Source organism: Micromonospora sp. NPDC051543, assembly GCF_044454415.1.
GTDB lineage: Bacteria > Actinomycetota > Actinomycetes > Mycobacteriales > Micromonosporaceae > Micromonospora.
Map to the genome: position 1 here is coordinate 43,224 of NZ_JBITDT010000005.1, position 19,039 is coordinate 62,262.

Annotated in this window: 14 protein-coding genes; 6 read left to right on the forward strand and 8 right to left on the reverse strand. The window is 67.6% G+C overall.

Translation table 11 applies throughout. The features are described from left to right. Positions 1-16: 16 nt before the first annotated feature. Together ACIA3K_RS10310 and ACIA3K_RS10315 are read right to left on the reverse strand one after the other, a co-directional pair. The gene (locus ACIA3K_RS10310) at positions 17-253 is read right to left on the reverse strand and encodes a hypothetical protein (RefSeq protein ID WP_396800355.1); all 237 of its coding nucleotides are present in this window, start codon (positions 251-253) and stop codon (positions 17-19) included. Between the two features lie 97 nt (positions 254-350). After that, positions 351-1,241 (reverse strand): L,D-transpeptidase family protein, encoded by an 891-nt coding sequence (locus tag ACIA3K_RS10315; RefSeq protein ID WP_396800357.1) that lies wholly within the window; start codon positions 1,239-1,241, stop codon positions 351-353. A gap of 173 nt (positions 1,242-1,414) precedes the next feature. Between ACIA3K_RS10315 and ACIA3K_RS10320 the strand changes: the two genes are divergently transcribed. Further along, positions 1,415-3,094 carry a DNA repair helicase XPB gene (locus ACIA3K_RS10320; protein ID WP_396800359.1) on the forward strand — a complete coding sequence of 560 codons (1,680 nt, stop codon included), beginning with the start codon at positions 1,415-1,417 and terminating at the stop codon, positions 3,092-3,094. A gap of 94 nt (positions 3,095-3,188) precedes the next feature. On the opposite strand, the gene ACIA3K_RS10325 is transcribed toward ACIA3K_RS10320, so the two are convergent. Beyond that, positions 3,189-3,761, reverse strand: a complete 573-nt coding sequence (locus ACIA3K_RS10325) for a TetR/AcrR family transcriptional regulator (protein WP_396800361.1) — start codon at positions 3,759-3,761, stop codon at positions 3,189-3,191. Between the two features lie 87 nt (positions 3,762-3,848). On the opposite strand from ACIA3K_RS10325, the gene ACIA3K_RS10330 reads away from it, so the two are divergent. Then, complete coding sequence (locus ACIA3K_RS10330) at positions 3,849-4,217, forward strand: DUF4267 domain-containing protein (protein WP_396800362.1); 369 nt, start codon at positions 3,849-3,851, stop codon at positions 4,215-4,217. A 113-nt stretch (positions 4,218-4,330) separates the two neighbouring features. Here ACIA3K_RS10330 and ACIA3K_RS10335 read toward each other — a convergent pair whose 3' ends face one another. The 3 genes from ACIA3K_RS10335 to ACIA3K_RS10345 form a co-directional block, all read right to left on the reverse strand. Further along, positions 4,331-5,026, reverse strand: coding sequence for a hypothetical protein (locus tag ACIA3K_RS10335; protein ID WP_396800363.1), 696 nt, complete (start codon positions 5,024-5,026; stop codon positions 4,331-4,333). A gap of 308 nt (positions 5,027-5,334) precedes the next feature. Next, positions 5,335-10,320 (reverse strand): carbohydrate-binding protein, encoded by a 4,986-nt coding sequence (locus ACIA3K_RS10340; protein WP_396800365.1) that lies wholly within the window; start codon positions 10,318-10,320, stop codon positions 5,335-5,337. A 93-nt stretch (positions 10,321-10,413) separates the two neighbouring features. Next, positions 10,414-11,133 carry a hypothetical protein gene (locus ACIA3K_RS10345; protein ID WP_396800366.1) on the reverse strand — a complete coding sequence of 240 codons (720 nt, stop codon included), beginning with the start codon at positions 11,131-11,133 and terminating at the stop codon, positions 10,414-10,416. A gap of 903 nt (positions 11,134-12,036) precedes the next feature. Between ACIA3K_RS10345 and ACIA3K_RS10350 the strand changes: the two genes are divergently transcribed. Continuing rightward, positions 12,037-14,238 carry an N-6 DNA methylase gene (locus tag ACIA3K_RS10350; protein WP_396800367.1) on the forward strand — a complete coding sequence of 734 codons (2,202 nt, stop codon included), beginning with the start codon at positions 12,037-12,039 and terminating at the stop codon, positions 14,236-14,238. A 194-nt stretch (positions 14,239-14,432) separates the two neighbouring features. Beyond that, complete coding sequence (locus tag ACIA3K_RS10355; RefSeq protein ID WP_396800368.1) at positions 14,433-15,602, forward strand: restriction endonuclease subunit S; 1,170 nt, start codon at positions 14,433-14,435, stop codon at positions 15,600-15,602. Positions 15,603-16,127: 525 nt separating this feature from the next. On the opposite strand, the gene ACIA3K_RS10360 is transcribed toward ACIA3K_RS10355, so the two are convergent. After that, the gene (locus tag ACIA3K_RS10360) at positions 16,128-16,355 is read right to left on the reverse strand and encodes a winged helix-turn-helix domain-containing protein (RefSeq protein WP_396800369.1); all 228 of its coding nucleotides are present in this window, start codon (positions 16,353-16,355) and stop codon (positions 16,128-16,130) included. A 437-nt stretch (positions 16,356-16,792) separates the two neighbouring features. Here ACIA3K_RS10360 and ACIA3K_RS10365 point away from each other — a divergent pair, with 437 nt between their 5' ends. Continuing rightward, positions 16,793-17,080 (forward strand): hypothetical protein, encoded by a 288-nt coding sequence (locus ACIA3K_RS10365; protein ID WP_396800370.1) that lies wholly within the window; start codon positions 16,793-16,795, stop codon positions 17,078-17,080. A gap of 85 nt (positions 17,081-17,165) precedes the next feature. Here the strand turns inward: ACIA3K_RS10365 and ACIA3K_RS10370 are convergent, their stop codons facing one another. Further along, entirely contained in the window at positions 17,166-18,110 is a 945-nt protein-coding gene (locus ACIA3K_RS10370) for a zinc metalloprotease (protein ID WP_396800371.1), read from the reverse strand. 264 nt (positions 18,111-18,374) lie between these two features. Between ACIA3K_RS10370 and ACIA3K_RS10375 the strand changes: the two genes are divergently transcribed. Then, positions 18,375-19,037 carry a tetratricopeptide repeat protein gene (locus ACIA3K_RS10375; protein WP_396800372.1) on the forward strand — a complete coding sequence of 221 codons (663 nt, stop codon included), beginning with the start codon at positions 18,375-18,377 and terminating at the stop codon, positions 19,035-19,037. The last annotated feature ends 2 nt before the right edge of the window (positions 19,038-19,039 follow it).

A 19,039-nucleotide genomic window follows, 5' to 3' on the forward strand; every position in this document is an offset into this window, starting at 1 on the left:
CTTCTCCCGTGGTCGCTCAGCGGCGGCTGCGTCGTACGGTGCCGACCACCGAGACGATCAGCAGGAGGGCGAAGCCGGCCCCGGCCGACTCGCCGACCGAGTCGACGAAGCCCTGTTGGAGCACCAACCACCCGAAGAGGAACCACCCGAAGAGCAGCGCCGCCGCGAAGGCGTACGCGAACACCGTCGCGCGGGACACCTCGTCGGGCGGCGCATGCTCGTACTGCGCGACCACTTCACGGTCGACCGTCATATCCAGCCTCCCCGCCCGGTCCGGCCCTGGACTCCCAGCGTGACACTCCTGGGACCGGTGTGACAGGGGATAAAACCCGGAAATGGGGGTGTGTCGCTCAGGTGCCGGGGCGGCGACCGATCAGCACCACGCGGGTGCCGACCTTGCCCAGCTCCCACATCCGGACGGCGTCGGTGTGCAGGAGGTTGACGCAGCCGTGCGAGCCGATCGACTTGTCGTGCAGGTAGGTGGTGGTCTCGTGGAAGCCCATGCCCTGGGTGAAGTGCTGCCAGTAGGGCAGCCACACCTCGTACGGGTCGGACCACTCCTTCAGGTTGCGGAAGTTGACCGTGTACGTGCCGGAGGGGGTGCGGTAGCCGGACATTCCGGTGCGGGTCACGGTCGGCGCCATGACCACCCTGCCGCCCCGCATCGCCCAGACGGTCTGCCGGGTCAGGTCCACGCAGAACGTGGTGCCGGCGCCGGCCTGGCAACGGCTCGTGTCGGTGGTGGCGAGGCGCTGGGCCACGTCGAGGGTGGTCGGTCCGGCGCGACCCTCGACGGGGCGGATGCCGTACCTCTGCTGGAACTTCTTGATGGCGGCGCAGTCGGCGGCGGACTGCCGCCCGTCGACGGTGACGGCCCCGAACCCGCCGAGGCGGGCGAGGTACGTCTCCACCGCGCGCTGGTGCTGGCCCTGCGGGCAGCCGGCGGCGGTCGGCGACGTCGACGTGGCGGTGGTCGGCGTCGGCTTCGGTTTCGGTTTCGGCGTGGTCTTCTTCGGCGGTGGTGTGGCGGTGCGCGGGGCGGGCGACGGTGTGGTGGGCCGGCCGTGCTGGGCCGGCCCGGACGTGCCGCTCGCCCCCGATGCCTGCTCCGCCGCACCGACCGGGGCGGCTCCCCCGCCACCACTCCCGCCGGACCGCGGATCGAACGTGCACGCGCCGGTGCCGACCAGCACGACCACCACCAGGGCAAACAGCCGGGAAGTGTGCCGAACACGCCGCATGGCACCTCCCCTGGACAGTTGTCCCTTTCCTAGACGTTCGTAAGTGCCTTCCTGGTTGCATCCGGTGAGCATCTTTCTTGGGACGTTCTCCGTCGTGCAACACTGGATGGTCGGCCAGCGGCGGGTATAGGACCGCGGCGGTGCCGACGGCCAACCGAGGAGAGGACGCTGGCGTGAGTGGTGGACCCCTGATCGTGCAGTCGGACAAGACGCTGCTGCTGGAGATCGACCACCCCGACGCGCAGGCCTGCCGGATGGCGATCGCGCCGTTTGCCGAGTTGGAGCGGTCTCCGGAGCACGTGCACACGTACCGGCTGACCCCGCTGGGGTTGTGGAACGCGCGCGCGGCGGGGCACGACGCCGAGGGTGTGGTGGATTCGCTGCTCAAGTACTCCCGCTACCCGGTGCCGCACGCGCTGCTGGTGGACGTGGCCGAGACGATGGACCGGTACGGCCGGCTCCAGCTCGCCAACGATCCCGCGTACGGGCTGGTGCTGCGGGCGCTCGACCGGCTGGTGCTGATCGAGGTGGCGAAGAGCAAGAAGCTCGCCGGCATGCTCGGCGACAAGATCGACGACGACACGATCCGGGTGCACCCGTCCGAGCGGGGCCGGCTCAAGCAGGCGCTGCTCAAGCTGGGCTGGCCGGCGGAGGACCTGGCCGGCTACGTCGACGGCGAGGCGCACCCGATCGAGCTGGCCGAGGCCGGCAAGGACGGGCGCAGGCCGTGGACGCTGCGGTCGTACCAGCGCGAGGCCGTCGAGGCGTTCTGGGCCGGCGGGTCGGGCGTGGTCGTGCTGCCCTGTGGGGCCGGCAAGACCCTGGTCGGCGCGGCGGCGATGGCCGAGGCGAAGGCGACGACGCTCATCCTGGTCACCAACACGGTCGCCGGCCGGCAGTGGAAGCGCGAGCTGATCGCCCGCACGTCGCTGACCGAGGAGGAGATCGGCGAGTACTCGGGCGAGCGCAAGGAGATCCGCCCGGTCACCATTGCCACGTACCAGGTGCTCACCTCCCGAAAGGGGGGCGCGTTCACCCACCTGGACCTGTTCGGCGCCCGCGACTGGGGCCTGGTCGTCTACGACGAGGTGCACCTGCTGCCCGCGCCGATCTTCCGGTTCACGGCGGACCTCCAGGCCCGCCGCCGGCTGGGCCTGACGGCCACTCTGGTACGCGAGGACGGCCGCGAGGGCGACGTGTTCAGCCTGATCGGGCCGAAGCGGTACGACGCGCCGTGGAAGGACATCGAGTCGCAGGGCTGGATCGCCCCGGCCGAGTGTGTCGAGGTCCGGGTGACGCTGACCGACGCGGAGCGGATGTCGTACGCGACGGCGGAGGCCGAGGAGCGCTACCGGATGGCGGCGACCGCGCGCACCAAGCTGCCCGTGGTCAAGGCCCTGGTCGACCGGCACCCGAACGACCAGGTGTTGGTGATCGGCGCGTACATCGACCAGTTGCACCAGATCGGCGAGTACCTGGACGCGCCGATCGTGCAGGGCTCCACCACCAACAAGGAACGCGAGCGGCTGTTCGACGCGTTCCGCACCGGTGAGCTACGCACGTTGGTGATCTCCAAGGTCGGCAACTTCTCCATCGACCTGCCCGAGGCGGCGGTGGCGATCCAGGTGTCCGGCACGTTCGGGTCACGGCAGGAGGAGGCCCAGCGGTTGGGTCGGGTGCTGCGTCCGAAGGCCGACGGCCGGCAGGCGCACTTCTACACGGTGGTGTCTCGGGACACGATCGACACCGAGTACGCGGCACACCGGCAGCGCTTCCTCGCCGAGCAGGGGTACGCGTACACGATCGTCGACGCCGACGACGTCCTCGGCCCGTCCCTACCGTCCTTCGACTGACCGCGTCCTGCCGTTTCGGGCCTCGGCTCGATTTCCTGGAAGGCGGGGTGTCCCGAGCACCGCAACACCCCGCCTTCCTGGAACCCGGCCTCGCTCAGCGGGAGAAGCGATCGACCAGCACCGCGAGCCGGCGGTCGTGGCCCTTTCGGCGGAGCCTGCCGCTGCGCATGAGCGTGACCAGACCGTGCAGGCCACTCCAGAACGCCTCGGTGAAGATCTCCAGGTCACCGTCCCCCACGAACGGGCGTACCGTCTCGGCCAGCTCGGCGAAACCCCGGGCGAGGTCGGTCGGTACGTCCGAGCTGGCGAACGGCAGGTCCACGGCGAGGGTGAACATCGCGTCGTAGATCGCGGGCCGCTGCTCGGCAAACGCGACGTACGCCGCCGCGACGTCGGCGACCGCCTGTCGCGGGTCGGCGGCCGAGGCGCGGGCGGTCACCAGCGCGGTCGCCAGTTCGGCGAAGCCCTCGACGGCGACCGCCGCCATGATGGCGTCCTTGCCCTTGAAGTGGCTGTAGAGGACGGGCTGGCTGTACTCGATCTCGGCGGCGAGCCGCCTGGTCGTCACCGCGTCCCAGCCTTCCGCGAGGGCTAACTCCCGGGCGGCGGCGACGATGGCGCGTTCCCGTTCCGCCCGCTCGCGCTCCCGGCGTACCTGAGTCGACATGACCGAACCCTAGCACCGCTAGCGTTCCTTTCGACGCTCTGCTAGCGTCGCTCATATATCTAGCGGCGCTAGCAATTGGAGCGGATCATGTTGTCACCCCTGGCCTACGGGCTCGCCGTCGTACTCAGCCTCTTCGTCGCCTTCATCGGCGCGCGGTTCCTGCTCGTGCCGCAGGCCGCAGCCGCCGGATACGGCGTGCCGGCCCGGCCGGGCGACTCCGCCTACCTGACGGTCAAGGGGCTCAAGGATTTGACGTTCGGGCTGCTCGGCCTCGCCCTGATCGCCTTCACCACCGCCGACGCGGTCGCGTGGTACATGCTGATCGTCGCGCTCGTCCCCTTGGGCGACACCCTCATCGTGCTGCGCAACGGCGGAACGAAGGCTGTCGCGTTCGGCATCCACTTCGCGACGGCCCTGGTCGTCCTCCTGAACGCCGCCCTCCTGTTCGCCCTGTAACCCCCCAGGCTTGTGCCCTGGTGATCAAGAGGTTCGCGTCAAATTCCGCCCGATCCATGACGCGAACCTCTTGATCACCGCGAACGGGCGGGGGTGGGTGGGGTGGGGTGGGGTCAGGGGGTGGGGGGTGGGCAGCGGTCGGGGAGGGTGACCTCGCCGGGGTGGTGGTCGAAGGTGTCCATCGTGAACCACTCGTCCAGCTCGGGATCGAAGAGATTCTGGAGGCCGAACTGCAACACCTGCCACCACTGGCTCGGGTCCCGCTGGTCGACGTAGATGTCGCCGAGCGCCAGCGGGAACCGGAAGAACTCCCCCGGCACGGTGGAACCGCCGACCACTCCCACCCGCCAGTGGTCCACGTGCCGGTCGTTCGCACCCTGAAGGATCTCCGGCCCGACATAGCGGGACGTCTTCAGCTTGTCGTTGAAGATCTGCCGGTTGAAGAACCCGGGCACCTTGCTGCACGGGCGCGGCGGGAACAGCGGGATGTTCGGCCACTTGTAGGTCAGCGTGTAGAGCGTGTTCTCGTAGATCAGGTTCGTGAACCAGATCGGGTGCTCGGGGCCGCCGGCGATCATCTGGCTGTTGCCGTCGCGGCCCTGCCAGCTGAACGGCACGTCGATGCCGAGGTCGCGCACGACGTACCGGCCGGTGCCCCGGAAGTCGGCGGGGAGCAGCGGTGGGCGCGGCTCGCGTGGCACGGGGACCGCGTCGCCGTCCGCCCGGGCCGCGCGAGGCGGCGGCGCGGCGGCCGGGCCGGGCGCGACCACGCCGAGGGCGAACAGCGCGCCGGCCAAGGCCGCAACCACAACCCGAGGTGTACGCCTCGACGCCATCAGCCCTCCGTCGGTGTCGAAAGTGGCCGGCGCCTCGGCCGCGCCCGCCTCCGGCGAAGCGTAGGAGCAGGGCAAACGTGAGAGCGGGTGGAACGGATGGCCTCCACCGGACGGGTGACGCGCCCTGCGCCCCGCCCCGGGCCTTGGTCGACTCGTGTTTCAGGAAGGCGGGGTGTCGGGGCGCTCGGGACACCCCGGTTTCACGGAAGCCGAGTCGATCAACGCGCACGCCGGCCCGGGACCAGCAGTCGGTCCCGGGCCGGCGTTCACGCGAACCCTGTCTACTTGATCAGCTTCCAGGGGCCGTTCGTGTCGCCCGGCTCCTGGCCGCGCGTCCACCACTTCGCCTCGTAGACGTGGCCCTTGAAGGACACCCGGTCGCCGGCCGTGTACACCTTGGTCAGCGTCCAGGCGGCCGGGCTGTTGTCCGGCGGCGTCGGAGCGATCTCCTCCCAGGACCCGTTGCGGTCACCCGGCTTCTGGTTGCGGGTGTACCACTGGGCCCGCCACTTCTTGCCCTCGTACATGGCGAAGTCGCCCGAGTTGAAGATCCGCGACGCGGTCCAGATCGCGGTGCCGTCCTCGGTCATGGCGATTTCCTGCCACGCGCCGTTGGCGTCCGCGCCGGGCTTCTGGTTCTTCGTGTACCAGGAGGCCCGGAAGACCCGGCCCTGGTAGGTCACCCGGTCGCCGTCGTTGTAGACCGTCGACGAACTCCACTGCGCCGGCAGGTTCACCGTCAGGGTGGCGGTGGCCTCGGCCGCGGTCAGGTGGTCGTCACCCGCGTACGAGGCGGTCAGCGCGTGCTGGCCGCCGGCCAACCCCACCGGCAGGGTGAACGTCGCCGTGCCGTTGGTCAGCGTGGCCGAGCCGCGCACGGTCGTACCCTCGCGCAACTCCACCGCGCCGGTGACCGGCGTGCTGCCGGCCGCGACCTTGACGGTCACCGTCGCCGCCGTGCCCCAGGCGGTCGGGGTGGTGGTGACGGTCATCGTCGGGACCCGCTTGGCGGTCGTGAACACCGCCGGCTGGGCCACCGCCTCGCCGCCGTCGGCGCTCTTCGCCGACACGACCCAGCCGTACGAGGTGCCCGGCAGGAGCTTGTCCCACGTCGTCGTGGCCACGTCGTTCGAGGTCACCTCGTCGGTGCCGATCGTGCCGGCCGGCACGTACGCGGCGAGCGAGTCGGTGGTGAACGACGTCTTGCGGGTGGTGAGGTCCACCGGCAAAGTCAGGTTGTCCTCCGCGCCGTTGTAGCGCGGCTTGGGCTGACTGCCGTCCTGGCGGATGTCGTACTCGGTCGCCCCGAAGTTCTTCAGGAACGGCGAGTACGTGTCGATGTGCATCTCGGCCCGGTCCACGTCGAACTGGAGCAGCCGCAGGAAGCTCGCGCCGAACTGCAACCGGTCGGTGGCCTTGTGGTCCGGCGTGCCGTCGCCGTTCACGTCGATCGTGCCGTCGGCGGCGACCTGGTTCGGCCACAGCTCGGCCGCGGCGACCGTGTAGAACTGGTAGTCGGCCAGCAGCTCGACGACGTCGTGGCTGACCGTCACGCCGATCTTCGACTTCAGGTTGGTGCCGACGCCGTGCTCGTGACCGGCGAGCACCAGGAAGACGTTCGGGTTGGCCTCGACGACCTGCTTGAACAGCGGCGAGCCGTCCGGGGCGGAGAAGTCCGCGCCGCGACCGTCGGGGTTGGCCGACGGCTTCAGGTAGTCGTGCGAGAGCAGGATCCCGTTGCGGTCCTTGTACCGCTTGAAGATCGAGTCAGCCCACTTGGCCTCGGCCGGCGTGACGCCGTACGACAGGCCGACCGCCACGAAGTCCAGGCCACCGGCGGAGAACAGCAGATAGTTGTTCTGGTTGTCCCTACCCGGCGTGACCGAGCCGTCGGCGTTCGTCCGCTCGTCCCAGGCGTGGTACTCGGTGCCCTTCGGCCAGGACTTCGCCGTCCCGTAGTACCGGTCGGCGCTGAAGGTGCGGCTGAACCGGGAGTCGGGGCCGGTCTCGGCGCCCAGCTGGTCGTCGTGGTTGCCCGCGATGACCTGGTTGACGACACCGTTGTCGTCGAGGATCTTCTGGAAGCCCGAGGCGGTGGCGAGTTCCTTCTGCACCTGCTCGTGCAGACCGGGCCGCTTCAGCGAGCCGTCCGGGTTCTTCGCCAGCGGGTCGTAGTAGTCGTTCTCGATGACGTCACCGGTGTGCGCCGCGTACGCGATCTTGCGGCTGTCCGCGTTGTCGGCGATCCACTGCATCTGGTCGCGGTACGCGGCCGACCAGATCGCCTGCTCCTCGGCGGTCTCGACGTCCGAGGGCTCGGCGTTGCCGTCGAAGTCGTCGTACGTGCCGCCGGCCGCGCCCTCGGTGACGTACTGGGTGTCGGTGAAGTGCGCCAACGAGAAGTCGTACGACGCGGGGTCCTCGAAGCGGTCCTTGTCGTTCTGCGCCGTCGAGTCACGCGGCGACAGGTCATCGGCGAACGGGTCCTCGCCGGTGACCAGCACGTGCACGACACCGCCGTCGCGGTAGCCGGCCTCGACCGACGCGGTCAGGACGGTGTCCTGCCCGGCCCGCCCACGGGAGCTGGTCAGCACGACCCACTTCCCGGTCGCCGGGTTCCAGGCCCGCAGCGCCACGATCCGCGCCGGGTCGATGCTGCCCGACCAACGCAGCGTCGGCTCCTGCTTGGTGGTGCCCAGCGGAAGGTCGTACCGCTGGAAGGCCACCCCCCGGCTGGACGGGCTGTCGATGGTCGAACCGTCAAGCGGACGCAGCGAGGTGACGTCCACGCTCCGGTCGTGCTGGACGTCGAGCGTGCTCGGCACGTCGGCCGCCTCGCCCTGATAACCCTTGGTCGGCAGGACGACGTCGGCCTTGGTGAAGGTCGCGGTCAGCCCGACACCCTCGGCGCCGGGGATCCGGGCGGACAGCTCCGCCGAGAGCGGGTCGGTGTTCCGGACCGTGGCGTTCAGCTCGATCGGGACGTCCGGGATGCTCGCGCTGCTGAAGCGCACCTCGCGGGTCGCGGTGTTGCCGAGCGCGTCGGTCGCCGTCATCGCGATGGTGTGTTCGCCGGCCGGCAGGCCGTGACCGATCTGGTCGCCCTGCTTGACGGCCGCGCCGTCGAGCGTGATGGCCGGCGTGCCGACCACGCCGCTGGCGTCCTTGACGCCGACGTCGAGCGCCACCGTCGACGTCAGCCGCTGACCGGCCGCCGGGACGCTGCTGGCGATCTCCGGGGCGGTGTTGTCGGTGGTGAACCGCCGGGTGGAGGTCTTGTCGCCGACAACCGCCTTGATGGTGTGGGCACCGTCCGCGATCGTCGTGGTGTCCACGTCGGCGCGCTTGCCCAGCGCCGGCAGCGCCGAGCCGTCCTGGGCGGTGACGTCGAACAGGACCATCGTGGTGAGGACACCGTTGAAGCTGCTGCCGCAGGTGCCGTCACCGATGTACGTGGTCACGGGCGAGCCGGCCGGGTAGGTGGCCGAGCCGATGGTGACCGTCGTCTGCGCGACCGAGCGGGTCAGCTGGGTGGCCTTCGCGCCGCTGGGCAGCAGCTCGAAGTCCCGCAGCGTGAAGTCGTCGTAGTTGTCGCAGCCGCCCGGCTTGGCACCGCCGTGGTCGCTGCCCGCCACGAACTCCAGGGCGTTGACGCCCGGCACCAGCCACTCGTTCGGGAAGGCGAGGTCGGCGACCTCCTTCTCCCACATCCCGATCTCCAGCGGGATGCCGTTGACCAGCACCTTGTTGTCGTACCCATTGTCGCTGCCGTTCCCCCCGACGAACACCTTCAGGTGGGCGTCGCTCCCGGCCGCGAGGGTGTCGACGGTACGCGTCGTCGGCGCGCCCGCGACGGTGAAGTGGAACTCGGCGTCCTTGTTGGCCCCGCACGTGCCGTCGCCCAACGCCAGCGACGGGTCGGTCGTCTCCGCCTTCGTCACGGTCGTGCCGCTGGTGGTGACGAGGTACGTGGTGCCGGCCGTCACCGTGCCGGCCGTGCTCAGGGTGAGGCTCGTGGCCGCTCGGGTGAGCTTGAAGTCGTCGTGGTTGGCGCAGGTGACGCCGTTGAGCGTGCCGTTGTAGTCGCCGGTCTTCACCTCGACGACGTTGTCGCCGAGGTGCAGGAACCGGTTCGGGAACGCCAGCTTCACGGCCTCCGCACCGAGCGCGCCGTAGTCACCGCCGAGGTCGACCCGGTGGCCGTTGACCAGCGCGTAGTTCTGGTAGCGCGCCTCGATCGAGTTGCCGGCCTCGACGGCCAGGCCGAGGGTGGCGGTGCCGGCGGCCAGCATCTCCGCGTTCTCGGCCGGCTTGTCGTCGATCGCGAGCGACTCGACGCGGTCCTTGCCGGCGGACGCGAGCGCGGCGATGACCGGCTGGGTTCCGCGTACGCGGGCGCCGTCACCGGGGGTGACCACCGCCGCGCCGGCCGGGGCGTTGTTGACGTCGACCGTGACGCTCGTCTTCGCGCCCGACAGGCTCGTCGCGCTGACGGTGTGCGTACCGTTGGAGAGCTTCGTGGTGTCGAGGTCGGTACGCAGGCCGGACGTGCTGCCCGGGGTGCCGGAGATGACGAAGGTCAGGTCCTGGTTGAGCAGCTTCGCCGAGCTGCCGCAGGTGCCGTCGCCGAAGTTGTAGCTGAACAGGTTCTGCTCACCGTCGGCGACCACGCCGAGCAGGCTGAGGCTGATGCTGCTCAGCGCATAGTCGTCGTAGTTGGGGCAGCGGCCACCTTCACCGTTCGGCAGCTCCTGGTAGCCGACGCTGGTCTTCGTGGTGGTGTCGACCCAGTTCGCTCCGGCGTGCACCGAGACGGTGTTCGCGCCGGGCTTCAGCCAGTCGCCCGGGAAGTCGAGGGTGCCGACCCGCCCACCCGGGACGTCCGGGAAGTAGACCCGGTCGGCCTCGGCCGTGTGACCGTTGACGGTGAGGTAGTTGCGGTAGCGGGCCTCGGTGCCGTTGCCACCCATCTCGAACGCGAAGTGGGCGGTGCCCGCGGTCTTGACGGCGGCGATCTTGTCGCCGTCGACCGCGAGCGTGGTCACCGAGTCGTTCTCGGTGACCGGCTCGACGACGACGGGCACCTTGCCCTCGACGTTCTGCCCGTCGCTCAGGTTGATCAGCGGTGTGGTGGCGCTGGGCGGCACGGCCTCCGCTCCGGCCAGCGCCGGATGCAGGGTCGTCGCCGGTCCGGCGATGAGGACGAGCGCCATCGCGGACAGCAGTCCGCGTGTTCGCTTCCGGCGCGCACGTTTGTCGTGCGTCATGGCGGGGTTTCTCCTTTGTTGGGTGCGAGGAACCGCCGACGCCGTGATGCCGACTGCGGCGGGCAGAGGGGGCCGCCCTGGTGGCGGCCGGTCTCAGGACGACGGTCGGACGCGGGTGGCTCGTCGGCGACGTACCTGGCGTCGCAGCAACGACCCGACGGCCGCGACGAGTAGCAGGGGGCCGACGCTTCTGGCGACCTTCCAGGCGGTGGTCGGACCGTGATCAGCCGCGCTCGCCGTGGCCGCCGCGGTTGTTGGGGGCGCGTCGCCGAGCAGCCAGTCGTGGGAGTACTCGTCGGGGCCGTACACCTGGCGCTTGCCCTTGGGCCCGGTCGCCACCGTGCGGTACGCGGGGTCGAGGTCGCTCAGCATCCGGATCTCGATGCGGGCGACGCCGAGCGGGCCTGGGCAGGTGTAGTCGACGTCCACACCGGAGTCGCTCGTCTTTCCGACGACACCGGCGCACGCGTGCCCGTCGCTGCTGACCGTCATCTGCTTGAGCAGGTAGGTCGCGAATAGCGGGGAGGCGGCGAGGACTGTCGCGTCCGTGTCCCGGGTGTCGACAGCCCCGTCGAGCAGGACACGGTCCTGCGGCAGCAGGCCAAGGTGGACGCCGAGGAGGGTCAGCTCGTCGACACCGCCGGGCTTCCACCTCAGGCGCACCAGGTCGGGGCGGGCCGCGTCCGTCGCGATGGTCACGGTCTGCGGATAGCCGTACGGGTGGGCGTCGGCGGGGATCGCCGTGGTGAGCAGGGTGAGGGTGAACGCCGCCGAGGTCACGACACGGCGGGGCCACCGGGCGGTTGCGGGCATGCCAGCGCTCCGGTCTACAGGGCTGTGGCACGCCGGTGGGCGCGGCCGTTCAGTGACCCTGCCGGCCGTTGGCGAACTCGCCACGCAGACCCGATGAGGAACGGGCGCAGCGAGGGTGAACAGTTAGTTGATCAACTGCGTCTTTCGGGGCACCCAAGGGGTTAGCCTGCCGCGCACGCGAAGCTGAGCTTCCGGGATAGGTTCCCGCTAACGCCCCTAGGCTAGAACTCGACCCCCGTCGGGGGGGTGCGGTCTGAAGCTGTCGGCCGCTGCCAGCTGGTGCAAGCCCGCGTCAACGAGCAGGTGCCGGACGTCGTCGACTCACGTCGGGGGTCGACCCACGTCGACGCTGCCGCTGCCTTCTTGCTGCCTCGCTGTTTGACGCCTCGCTTACAAGCTCTGTGCGTCGTGTCCGCACGCGTCCGGCAACGACCGCATGCTTGGATCCTCGTCCATGCAGCCGTGCGTCAGCGTGCCGCCGTCCCGTGGCGTTGCTATCAGCGTTGCTGTCGGCAGCCGTTCCGCCGGCGGCCCCGGCCGGCCCCCGCTGCCTCGCTGTCCGACGCCTCGACAAGAGCTCTGTGCATCGCGACCGACACAGGTCTGGCCCTCAGCTGTACGCTCGGGCCTCGTCCATGACAGCGCTCGCCAGTGTGCCGTCGTCTGACGCAGTTGCTGTCGACAGTCATTCCGCCAGTTGCCCGAGCCCAAGCCTCTCGGAGAGCCTGGTCGGGCCAAGCATGCGGGAACGAGACGGCACGGTCGCGCCTGTTCTTAGCACGCTCGCTACCGCTCGGCGCGCCGCCGTGCCTCCGGATCCCTCGGAAGCCGGAGTAACATCCAACCTCACGCTGTCCGCGAAAATCGAACTAGCGCCGCGTCGAAGGGCTTAAGGACCGACAAATGCCTGAACCGCTCGCCGTCCGCCGACAAGGCGGGAAGGTTTGGAGCCACATTCGGAAGAAGTGGCTGACCGAGACCCCCGAAGAAACCGTGCGGCAGGACTACCTGTGCACCCTCGTTAACGAATACGGCTTCGATCTGAACCAAATAGACGAGGAATTGGAGGTCACCGGCCGCGGTTCCGGTCGAGCGCGTGCTGACTTCATCATCTGGAGAACGCCGAAGGATAAGGCGGATTCCAAAAACCCCTTGATCGTGGTCGAATGCAAATCCGACAACGTCACAATCAGGCCTAGTGACTACGGCCAGGGCGACAACTACTCTCGCCTCACAGGGGCCCGCTTCTTCGTCACCCACAACAGCCGAGAGACAAAGTATTGGCGCGTTGTGCACGAGAAGATGCCAAAGTCGCTGGAAGAGATTAGCAATATCCCCCACGCCAACGCGGACGACAAGGAGATTCGGGAACTCCTATCCAAGCTCAAAACCTTCAAGGAAGACGAGTTCGCGGAACTGCTTCACCAGTGCCACAATGTCATACGCAACCGAGAAAAACTGGACCCCGCCGCAGCGTTCGATGAGATCGCAAAGATTCTCTTCGTCAAGGTGTACGTAGAGCGCGAACTCCGAGCGCGACGCCAACGGAAAAACCTCTTCACCGTTGAGTACCTCGACGATCAGATCGCAAAGAATCCGATCAACGCGCTTTTCGACCAGACAAAAATCGCTTACGAAGATGAGCGCATCTTCGAACACGACGAAGAAATCCGACTGAAGCTGGCCACCGGGCGGGAGATCGTTCGCCTCCTGGAGCGCTACAACCTGTCGGACACGAGCGAGGACATCAAGGGAATCGCCTTCGAGCGCTTCTTGGGTCGCACCTTCCGTGGCGAGATCGGACAGTTCTTTACCCCAAGAACTATCGTCGAATTCATGATTAGAATGATTGACCCCAAGGAGGGTGACGTCATTTGCGATCCTGCCAGCGGGTCCGGAGGCTTCCTCATTCGCTTCTTTGAAATTGTACGTGAGCAAATTCTGGCCGACGCGGACGATCAGTATCAGCGATTTAAGGCTGAGCTGGAGAAGACGGGCCTGGACGAGGAGAAGAAGGCAGCAGCCCTTCGAACCAAGTACGCCGAGATTAATAAGACCCTCGACCAGCGGCGGCCTGGCTCACGAATGTGGCAGCTAGCAAATCGGTGCATCTACGGCACCGACGCAAATGAGCGCATGGCCCGTACAAGCAAGATGAACATGATCATGCACGGCGATGGGCATGCGGGCGTCCATCACCACGACGGCTTTCTGAATGTGAACGGAATCTTTGAAGGCCGCTTCGACGCAATCCTCACAAACCCGCCGTTCGGTGCAACTGTTGAGCCCAGCGACGTCGTCCACGAGGCTGATGTCGCAACTCGGCGGGAAGATCAGAGGCGCTACGAAGAAGAGTACGGTACGCAATACGCGGAATCGCTTGCGCGAGTAAAGGCAGCGGTGGGGAAGCCAATTGCGAGTCTCTTTGAACTGCCGAGAGCTGCTAAGAGCAAGACCAAAACCGAGGTGCTGTTCATCGAGCGGTGCCTCGCCCTGCTGAAGCCGGGTGGCCGGTTGGGTATCGTCCTACCGGAGGGTGTCTTCAACAACCAATCTCTCGCTTATGTGCGCGAGTTCTGCGAAGACCGAGGATTCCTCCGCGCAATCATCAGCCTGCCGACTGAAACATTTTTCTCGTCAGGCGCTAGCGTTAAGGCTTCGCTGCTGTTCATGCAAAAGTTCACTCCTGAGGAGCAGGCGGAGTACGACCGTGCGAACGGGGATGCGCGCGTTGAGGTAGAGGCCAAGTATGCCGACGAGATCGCAGCTGAAACCGACCGGTTGACCGAGGCATACAAAGCTGCCAAGCTGGCCCGGAGAACGGACGAGCAAAAAGCGCATTCCAGTGCGCTCCGGGAATACCGAAAGCGGATGGACAGGCTTATCGCGCAAGAGACACGTTCATCGCTCAAGGAGAAGTTCTCCTATCCGATCTTCTTCTATCAAGCCGACAAAGTTGGCATAACCGCAACGGGAGGTCCGGACCAGAACGAACTCATACCAAATGACAACCTGCCGGGCGACGTAAGCAGGTCTTGCCTGGAGCTGTACCAAAAGTTCCGTCAGAATCCGGAAAGCTTCTCCCTATCGGGTCTAACGAAATGACCAGCCAGGCCCAAGCCGTTAAGCGGTCGTTGATTATGCAGTGGAATGACCTCAAGGCATGGTCGGTACCAACCACAGCGATTCCTGATGGCGCACTGCCAGTGGGGTGGACACGCGCGAAGGCCCGGGATCTCGTTAAGCTAGTGACGGACCGCGTCCGACCGCAAGCAGAGACTGCCTACAAGATGGCTGGCGTGAGGTGGTACGGGGAAGGAGTGTTTCACCGTGAGACTGTCAACGGCAACGAACTAAGCGCCGCCTACGTCAGTCCACTAGTTCCCGCCGCCTTCATTTACAATCGCCTCTTTGCTTGGAAGGCGTCGTTCGCGGTTGTTCCAGAATCGCTGGCCAGCTGCTACGTCTCCAACGAGTTCCCGCAATTCGTGGTTGACGAGCAACGCATCCTGCCCGAATACCTTTACCTGTTCTTCACACGAGAATCTACCGTGCGAGCGGTCAACGCGGCCTCGACGGGCTCAGCCGCCGTGAGCCGGAATCGCTTCAAGGAAGACGACTTCCTCGACTTCGAGTTGCCACTACCGCCGCTTGAGTGGCAATCGGCGGTCGTGACGCGCTGGCGAGAGGCTCTTGATTCGGTCGCGGCCATGAAAAAGGGGGCTGAGGAGACGGAGTCGGCCATCGAAAGCCGGTTCCTCGCCGATGTAGGGCTGCGGACCACGAGGGAAGTACCAACCCCGAAGGCGTTCGCCGCTCCTTGGCGCGACGTCGAGCGCTGGGGCGCGCAGATGGTGTTGCTACGTTCTCTGGGCGTATCCGCTTCGTCGTTCCCCGAGGTTCCCCTCATTGAGCTCTGCCAAATTGGCAGCGGTGGTACGCCCTCTCGTCGGCGTCCCGATTACTTCGGTGGAGACATCCCCTGGGTAAAGACCACAGAGGTTAGAAATGAGGTCATTGTAGCAACGGAGGAGGCATTAACTGACCTTGGCGTTAAGAACAGCAGTGCCAAGGTGTATCCCGCTGGTTCGATCGTGATCGCGATGTACGGCCAAGGGGCTACTCGCGGGCGCTCCGCAAAGCTCGGAATTGAAGCCGCTACGAATCAGGCATGCGCAGTACTGTTCGACCTTGACGACCGGGTAGATGCCGATTTTCTCTGGTACTTCCTAATGTCGCAATACGAGCCCATGCGTTCGATGGCTAGTGGCAACAATCAACCCAACCTCAATGCCAGGATGATCGCCGGGCTGCGGATTCCGGTCCCACCTATGAACGAGCAGAAGGAGATTGCGGCAAGATTTGCCGCTGGACGTGCTGAGATAGCGCAACAGCTGAAATCTGCCAGAGAGACTGCTGCGGAAATGACCTCCGTTATTGACGGCCTGGTCTTCGGAAGCAAGTCCTGAGCCGTCAACGGCACCTCGACCAGCCGTGGCCGGCGGGGTGGGCGGAGAGGCTGTGGTGGGGAGGCGGCGCGTGTACCCCGGGCAGGCCCCTGGCCTGCCGGCAACGCCGGCCCGAGGGGTCGCAGAGGCTCCGGGGTCAAGGGCGGCCCGCAGGGCTGTCGCGCAGCGACGCGCACTTGACCGTGGAGGGGCGGCCCCGCAAACTCCGCGCCGCCTCCCGACCACGGCCGACGGGTGACTCGCCTTACGGCGCGGCGGTGCGACGGCCACCGCGCCTCGGCCGACTGCCGGCCCACCATGTGACCGATCAACGGCCTATCGTTCTGCGGCGGCCCTCTGGGCTCTCCGCTGTCCGCGCCAGCCGCCGGGCGTGTTGCGCGGCCGGAGCGGACCGGCAGCGGAGTGCAGGCCGCGCGCCTTGGCGGCGACGCGTGCGGCCCGTCCAGGGCCGCCTTGAGACATGTACAGAAATTCTGAACCACGTCGCCGAAGCGCTTCGTCGTTAGGTCAATTGACGGGCCTCGGTCAGTCCTGAGCGGACTCAGCAACGAAGACGCCCCGGCCTGGGCGGCCAACCAACACGCCCTGCTCTCGCAGGACCGCCACCGCTCGGTGGATCGTCGACACCGACACGTCGTAATGGTCGGACAGCTGTTGAGTGGACGGAATCTTTGACCCGGGCTGGAACTCGCCCACCTCGATCCGCCTCAGCAGATCGTTGATCAACTCATCCATCGTCGGCGGAATCGGCACGTGAAGGCCCCTTGCAGTCGGTTGGCCCTCCCAGTATCGAGCAACAGGTGAAAGAGCGGCAATAACTGACGCAGGAGAAGTAGGCAAGCAGCGACAGCCAGGTTCGACAGGTAAGAGAGCGTTGACAGAGGTGACAGGTATCGGTAGCGTCACTGTCGGTGATGCGGTGCTGCTGCGGTCGGTTGGCGCCTCTCGTACCGGTCTCGCATCGCCGCCGAAACCCCACCCTCCGCGCTCCCCCGGCGCGGCCCTGCTGCCGTACCGCCGATCGAGGCTGCGGTCGCAGGGTGGGGCGGTCTCCGCCGCCCGCAACCGGCGGAGGCCGCCCCCTCCACTTCGACGCGACCCGACGAAGGGCGGTCCCCCGTGCGCGACCCGATCCGCCGGCTGCTGAGCCGACGCGAAGAACGACCACCGACGGCAGCAAGCCACGACCGATGACCGAGCGCTGGGTGATCCATCTGCCGGTCACCGCACCCGACCTGTTCCGGGCCCGGATCTTCGCCCGGACCGCCGCCCGTGTGCTGGCCCGGCTCAGCACCCGTGTCGAGCCGGGCGGGGTGACCGTGTCGGCCGAGGACCAGCAGTGCGTACGCCACTGGGTTTTCTGCGATCAGCGACTACCCGGCGGCGGCCGGTGTGCCCTACCACCCGACCACACCGCCCCCTGCTCACGGCGCGCGCCCCGGCTCAGCCGGCGGCGCTACGCGCCCTCCCGGAGATGACCAAGAGGTTTGCGTCACCGATCTGCATTCCGGTGACGCAAACCTCTTGATCAACACACTCAAGCTGCCCGGCAGCCCCGACAGGTCAGCCGGCGCGGAACGCTACCCAGGCGTCGCTCATCCGGTCGGCCTGGCCGGCGGTGAACATGTCCATGCAGGAGTCCTGCGTGTAGTCCATGAAGTTGTGGATCGGATCCAGCCCGGGTGCCGTGCAGCTGTCCGCGCCGACCGGGCAGTCGAACTGCGGTGCCGCCTCGCGCGGGGTGTCCGCCACGAAGTCGCCGGACGCCGAGCAGCCGTGCGCGAAGGTGTGCTCCAGCATCAGCCAGTGCCCGACCTCGTGCGTGAGCGTGTCACCGAGGGCGTACTTGCCGGCCGTGCCGCCCGGCATCGACTCGTCGAGCATCACCACGCCGTCGATGTAGTCGCGGCCGTTGTTGTAGCCCTTCGGGAAGTACGCCCAGCCGAGGAGCCCGCCGCCGATGTTGGCCGCGTACACGTTGAGGGTCTCCGAGTCGCCGGTGTAGAGCGCCTTCTTCATGTCGCGCTCGTTCTTGCCCGGCTCGACCGTGTACCAGGCGCTGTTCACCGTCCACGTGGTGTCGACGAGCGAGAACCGGAACGGCGTGTCGGAGGCGTCCGCCGCCGTGCGGCCGGCGTACGAGTCGTTAAGGACCGTCATCTGTGCCGCGATGAGGCTCTTCCAGCGGGCCGTCTCGGCGGCGGTGAACGGGTGGTCGGAGACCATGTGGAAGACCGTCGGCACGGTGACGCTGCCGTTGGGCAGCCGCGGCGCATCCTTGATCACGCCGTAGGCGTTGGCCTCGTTCTTCGAGTACAGCGCCGGCTCCTGGGCCGTCGCGCCCGCGGTGGCGCGGGCGGCGCTCGGCTCGCTGGCGCAGGCCGTGACGCCCGGGGAGGCGGTCACGGGGGCGGCGGTGGCCAGCGCCCCGGACGCGCCGCCGGACGCCAGGAACGTGGCGGCGGTGGCGGTGAGGACCGCCAGTCGGAAGGGGGATCTGCTCTGCATCGGTGCACCTTTCGGTGAGGGAGCGGTGCGGGTTCGACGATGCCGTCGCTTCGGTATGAGAACACGTCGACGACATCGGCAAAAGACCCTCTGAGCAGGGAATATGCCGATGTAACGGAACCCGGTTGGGCAGCGCTGATTGGGTCGCTCCGCGCGGTTGCGGGCCTGCCCGCGCCACCTGTCGCTGACCGTCCACGCAGTGCAGGCCTCGACCACTAGGCTGCTGATCCGGCACGCAGTGGCGATGCCAGGACGGGGGCGGCGATGAACGCCGAAGATCGCATCGAACGGGCCCAAAAACTCTACGAACAGGCTGTGTACGGCGGCGATGCCCGCGTACTGGCCGATGCCGAACGGGACCTGGACGCGGTGGAGGCCGACGCCGCGCTGGCCCGTGGCCGGATCCTGCACGCGCGGTATCTCGACGAACGCGCCCGAGGCGACACCTCACCCGTCGAGGACCCAGCGGAACTGCCGTTGTTCGAGCGTGCGAACGAGCTGTACCAGGCCCTCGCCGACACCTGCGGCCAGGCCGAAGCGCTGTTCTGGATCGGCTGCCTGCACCAGGTCATCCGGCGTGACGACGGGACCGCGGTTCCGCACTTCAAGAGGTCCCGCCACCTGGCGGCGCAGGTCGGCGACAAACCGACCGAGGCCGAGGCACTGCGCCACCTGGGCATCGCGGCGCACATGGCCGGTCGACTGGACGAAGCGCGCGAGCGGCTGGAGGAGTCGTCACGGCTGCGCCGGGAGATCGGAGCGCTGCCGGGCGTGGCCGCCAACCTGGTCGGGCTGGCCTACGTCGCCGCCGCGCAGGACCGCCACGCGGACGCGCTCGCGACCCTCGACGAGGCGGACGCCATCGCGCAGGCGCACGGCGCTCACGCCGTCGTGCGGCAGATCGAAGAGGCGAGAACGCAGCTCTAGGC

What these genes read in the sequence shown, in the direction of transcription:
- ACIA3K_RS10310 (WP_396800355.1), bottom strand. Translation starts at nt 253, where the DNA reads ATGACGGTCGACCGTGAAGTGGTCGCGCAGTACGAGCATGCGCCGCCC.
- ACIA3K_RS10315 (WP_396800357.1), bottom strand. Translation starts at nt 1,241, where the DNA reads ATGCGGCGTGTTCGGCACACTTCCCGGCTGTTTGCCCTGGTGGTGGTC.
- ACIA3K_RS10325 (WP_396800361.1), bottom strand. Translation starts at nt 3,761, where the DNA reads ATGTCGACTCAGGTACGCCGGGAGCGCGAGCGGGCGGAACGGGAACGC.
- ACIA3K_RS10330 (WP_396800362.1), top strand. Translation starts at nt 3,849, where the DNA reads ATGTTGTCACCCCTGGCCTACGGGCTCGCCGTCGTACTCAGCCTCTTC.
- ACIA3K_RS10340 (WP_396800365.1), bottom strand. Translation starts at nt 10,320, where the DNA reads ATGACGCACGACAAACGTGCGCGCCGGAAGCGAACACGCGGACTGCTG.
- ACIA3K_RS10345 (WP_396800366.1), bottom strand. Translation starts at nt 11,133, where the DNA reads ATGCCCGCAACCGCCCGGTGGCCCCGCCGTGTCGTGACCTCGGCGGCG.
- ACIA3K_RS10350 (WP_396800367.1), top strand. Translation starts at nt 12,037, where the DNA reads ATGCCTGAACCGCTCGCCGTCCGCCGACAAGGCGGGAAGGTTTGGAGC.
- ACIA3K_RS10365 (WP_396800370.1), top strand. Translation starts at nt 16,793, where the DNA reads ATGACCGAGCGCTGGGTGATCCATCTGCCGGTCACCGCACCCGACCTG.
- ACIA3K_RS10370 (WP_396800371.1), bottom strand. Translation starts at nt 18,110, where the DNA reads ATGCAGAGCAGATCCCCCTTCCGACTGGCGGTCCTCACCGCCACCGCC.
- ACIA3K_RS10375 (WP_396800372.1), top strand. Translation starts at nt 18,375, where the DNA reads ATGAACGCCGAAGATCGCATCGAACGGGCCCAAAAACTCTACGAACAG.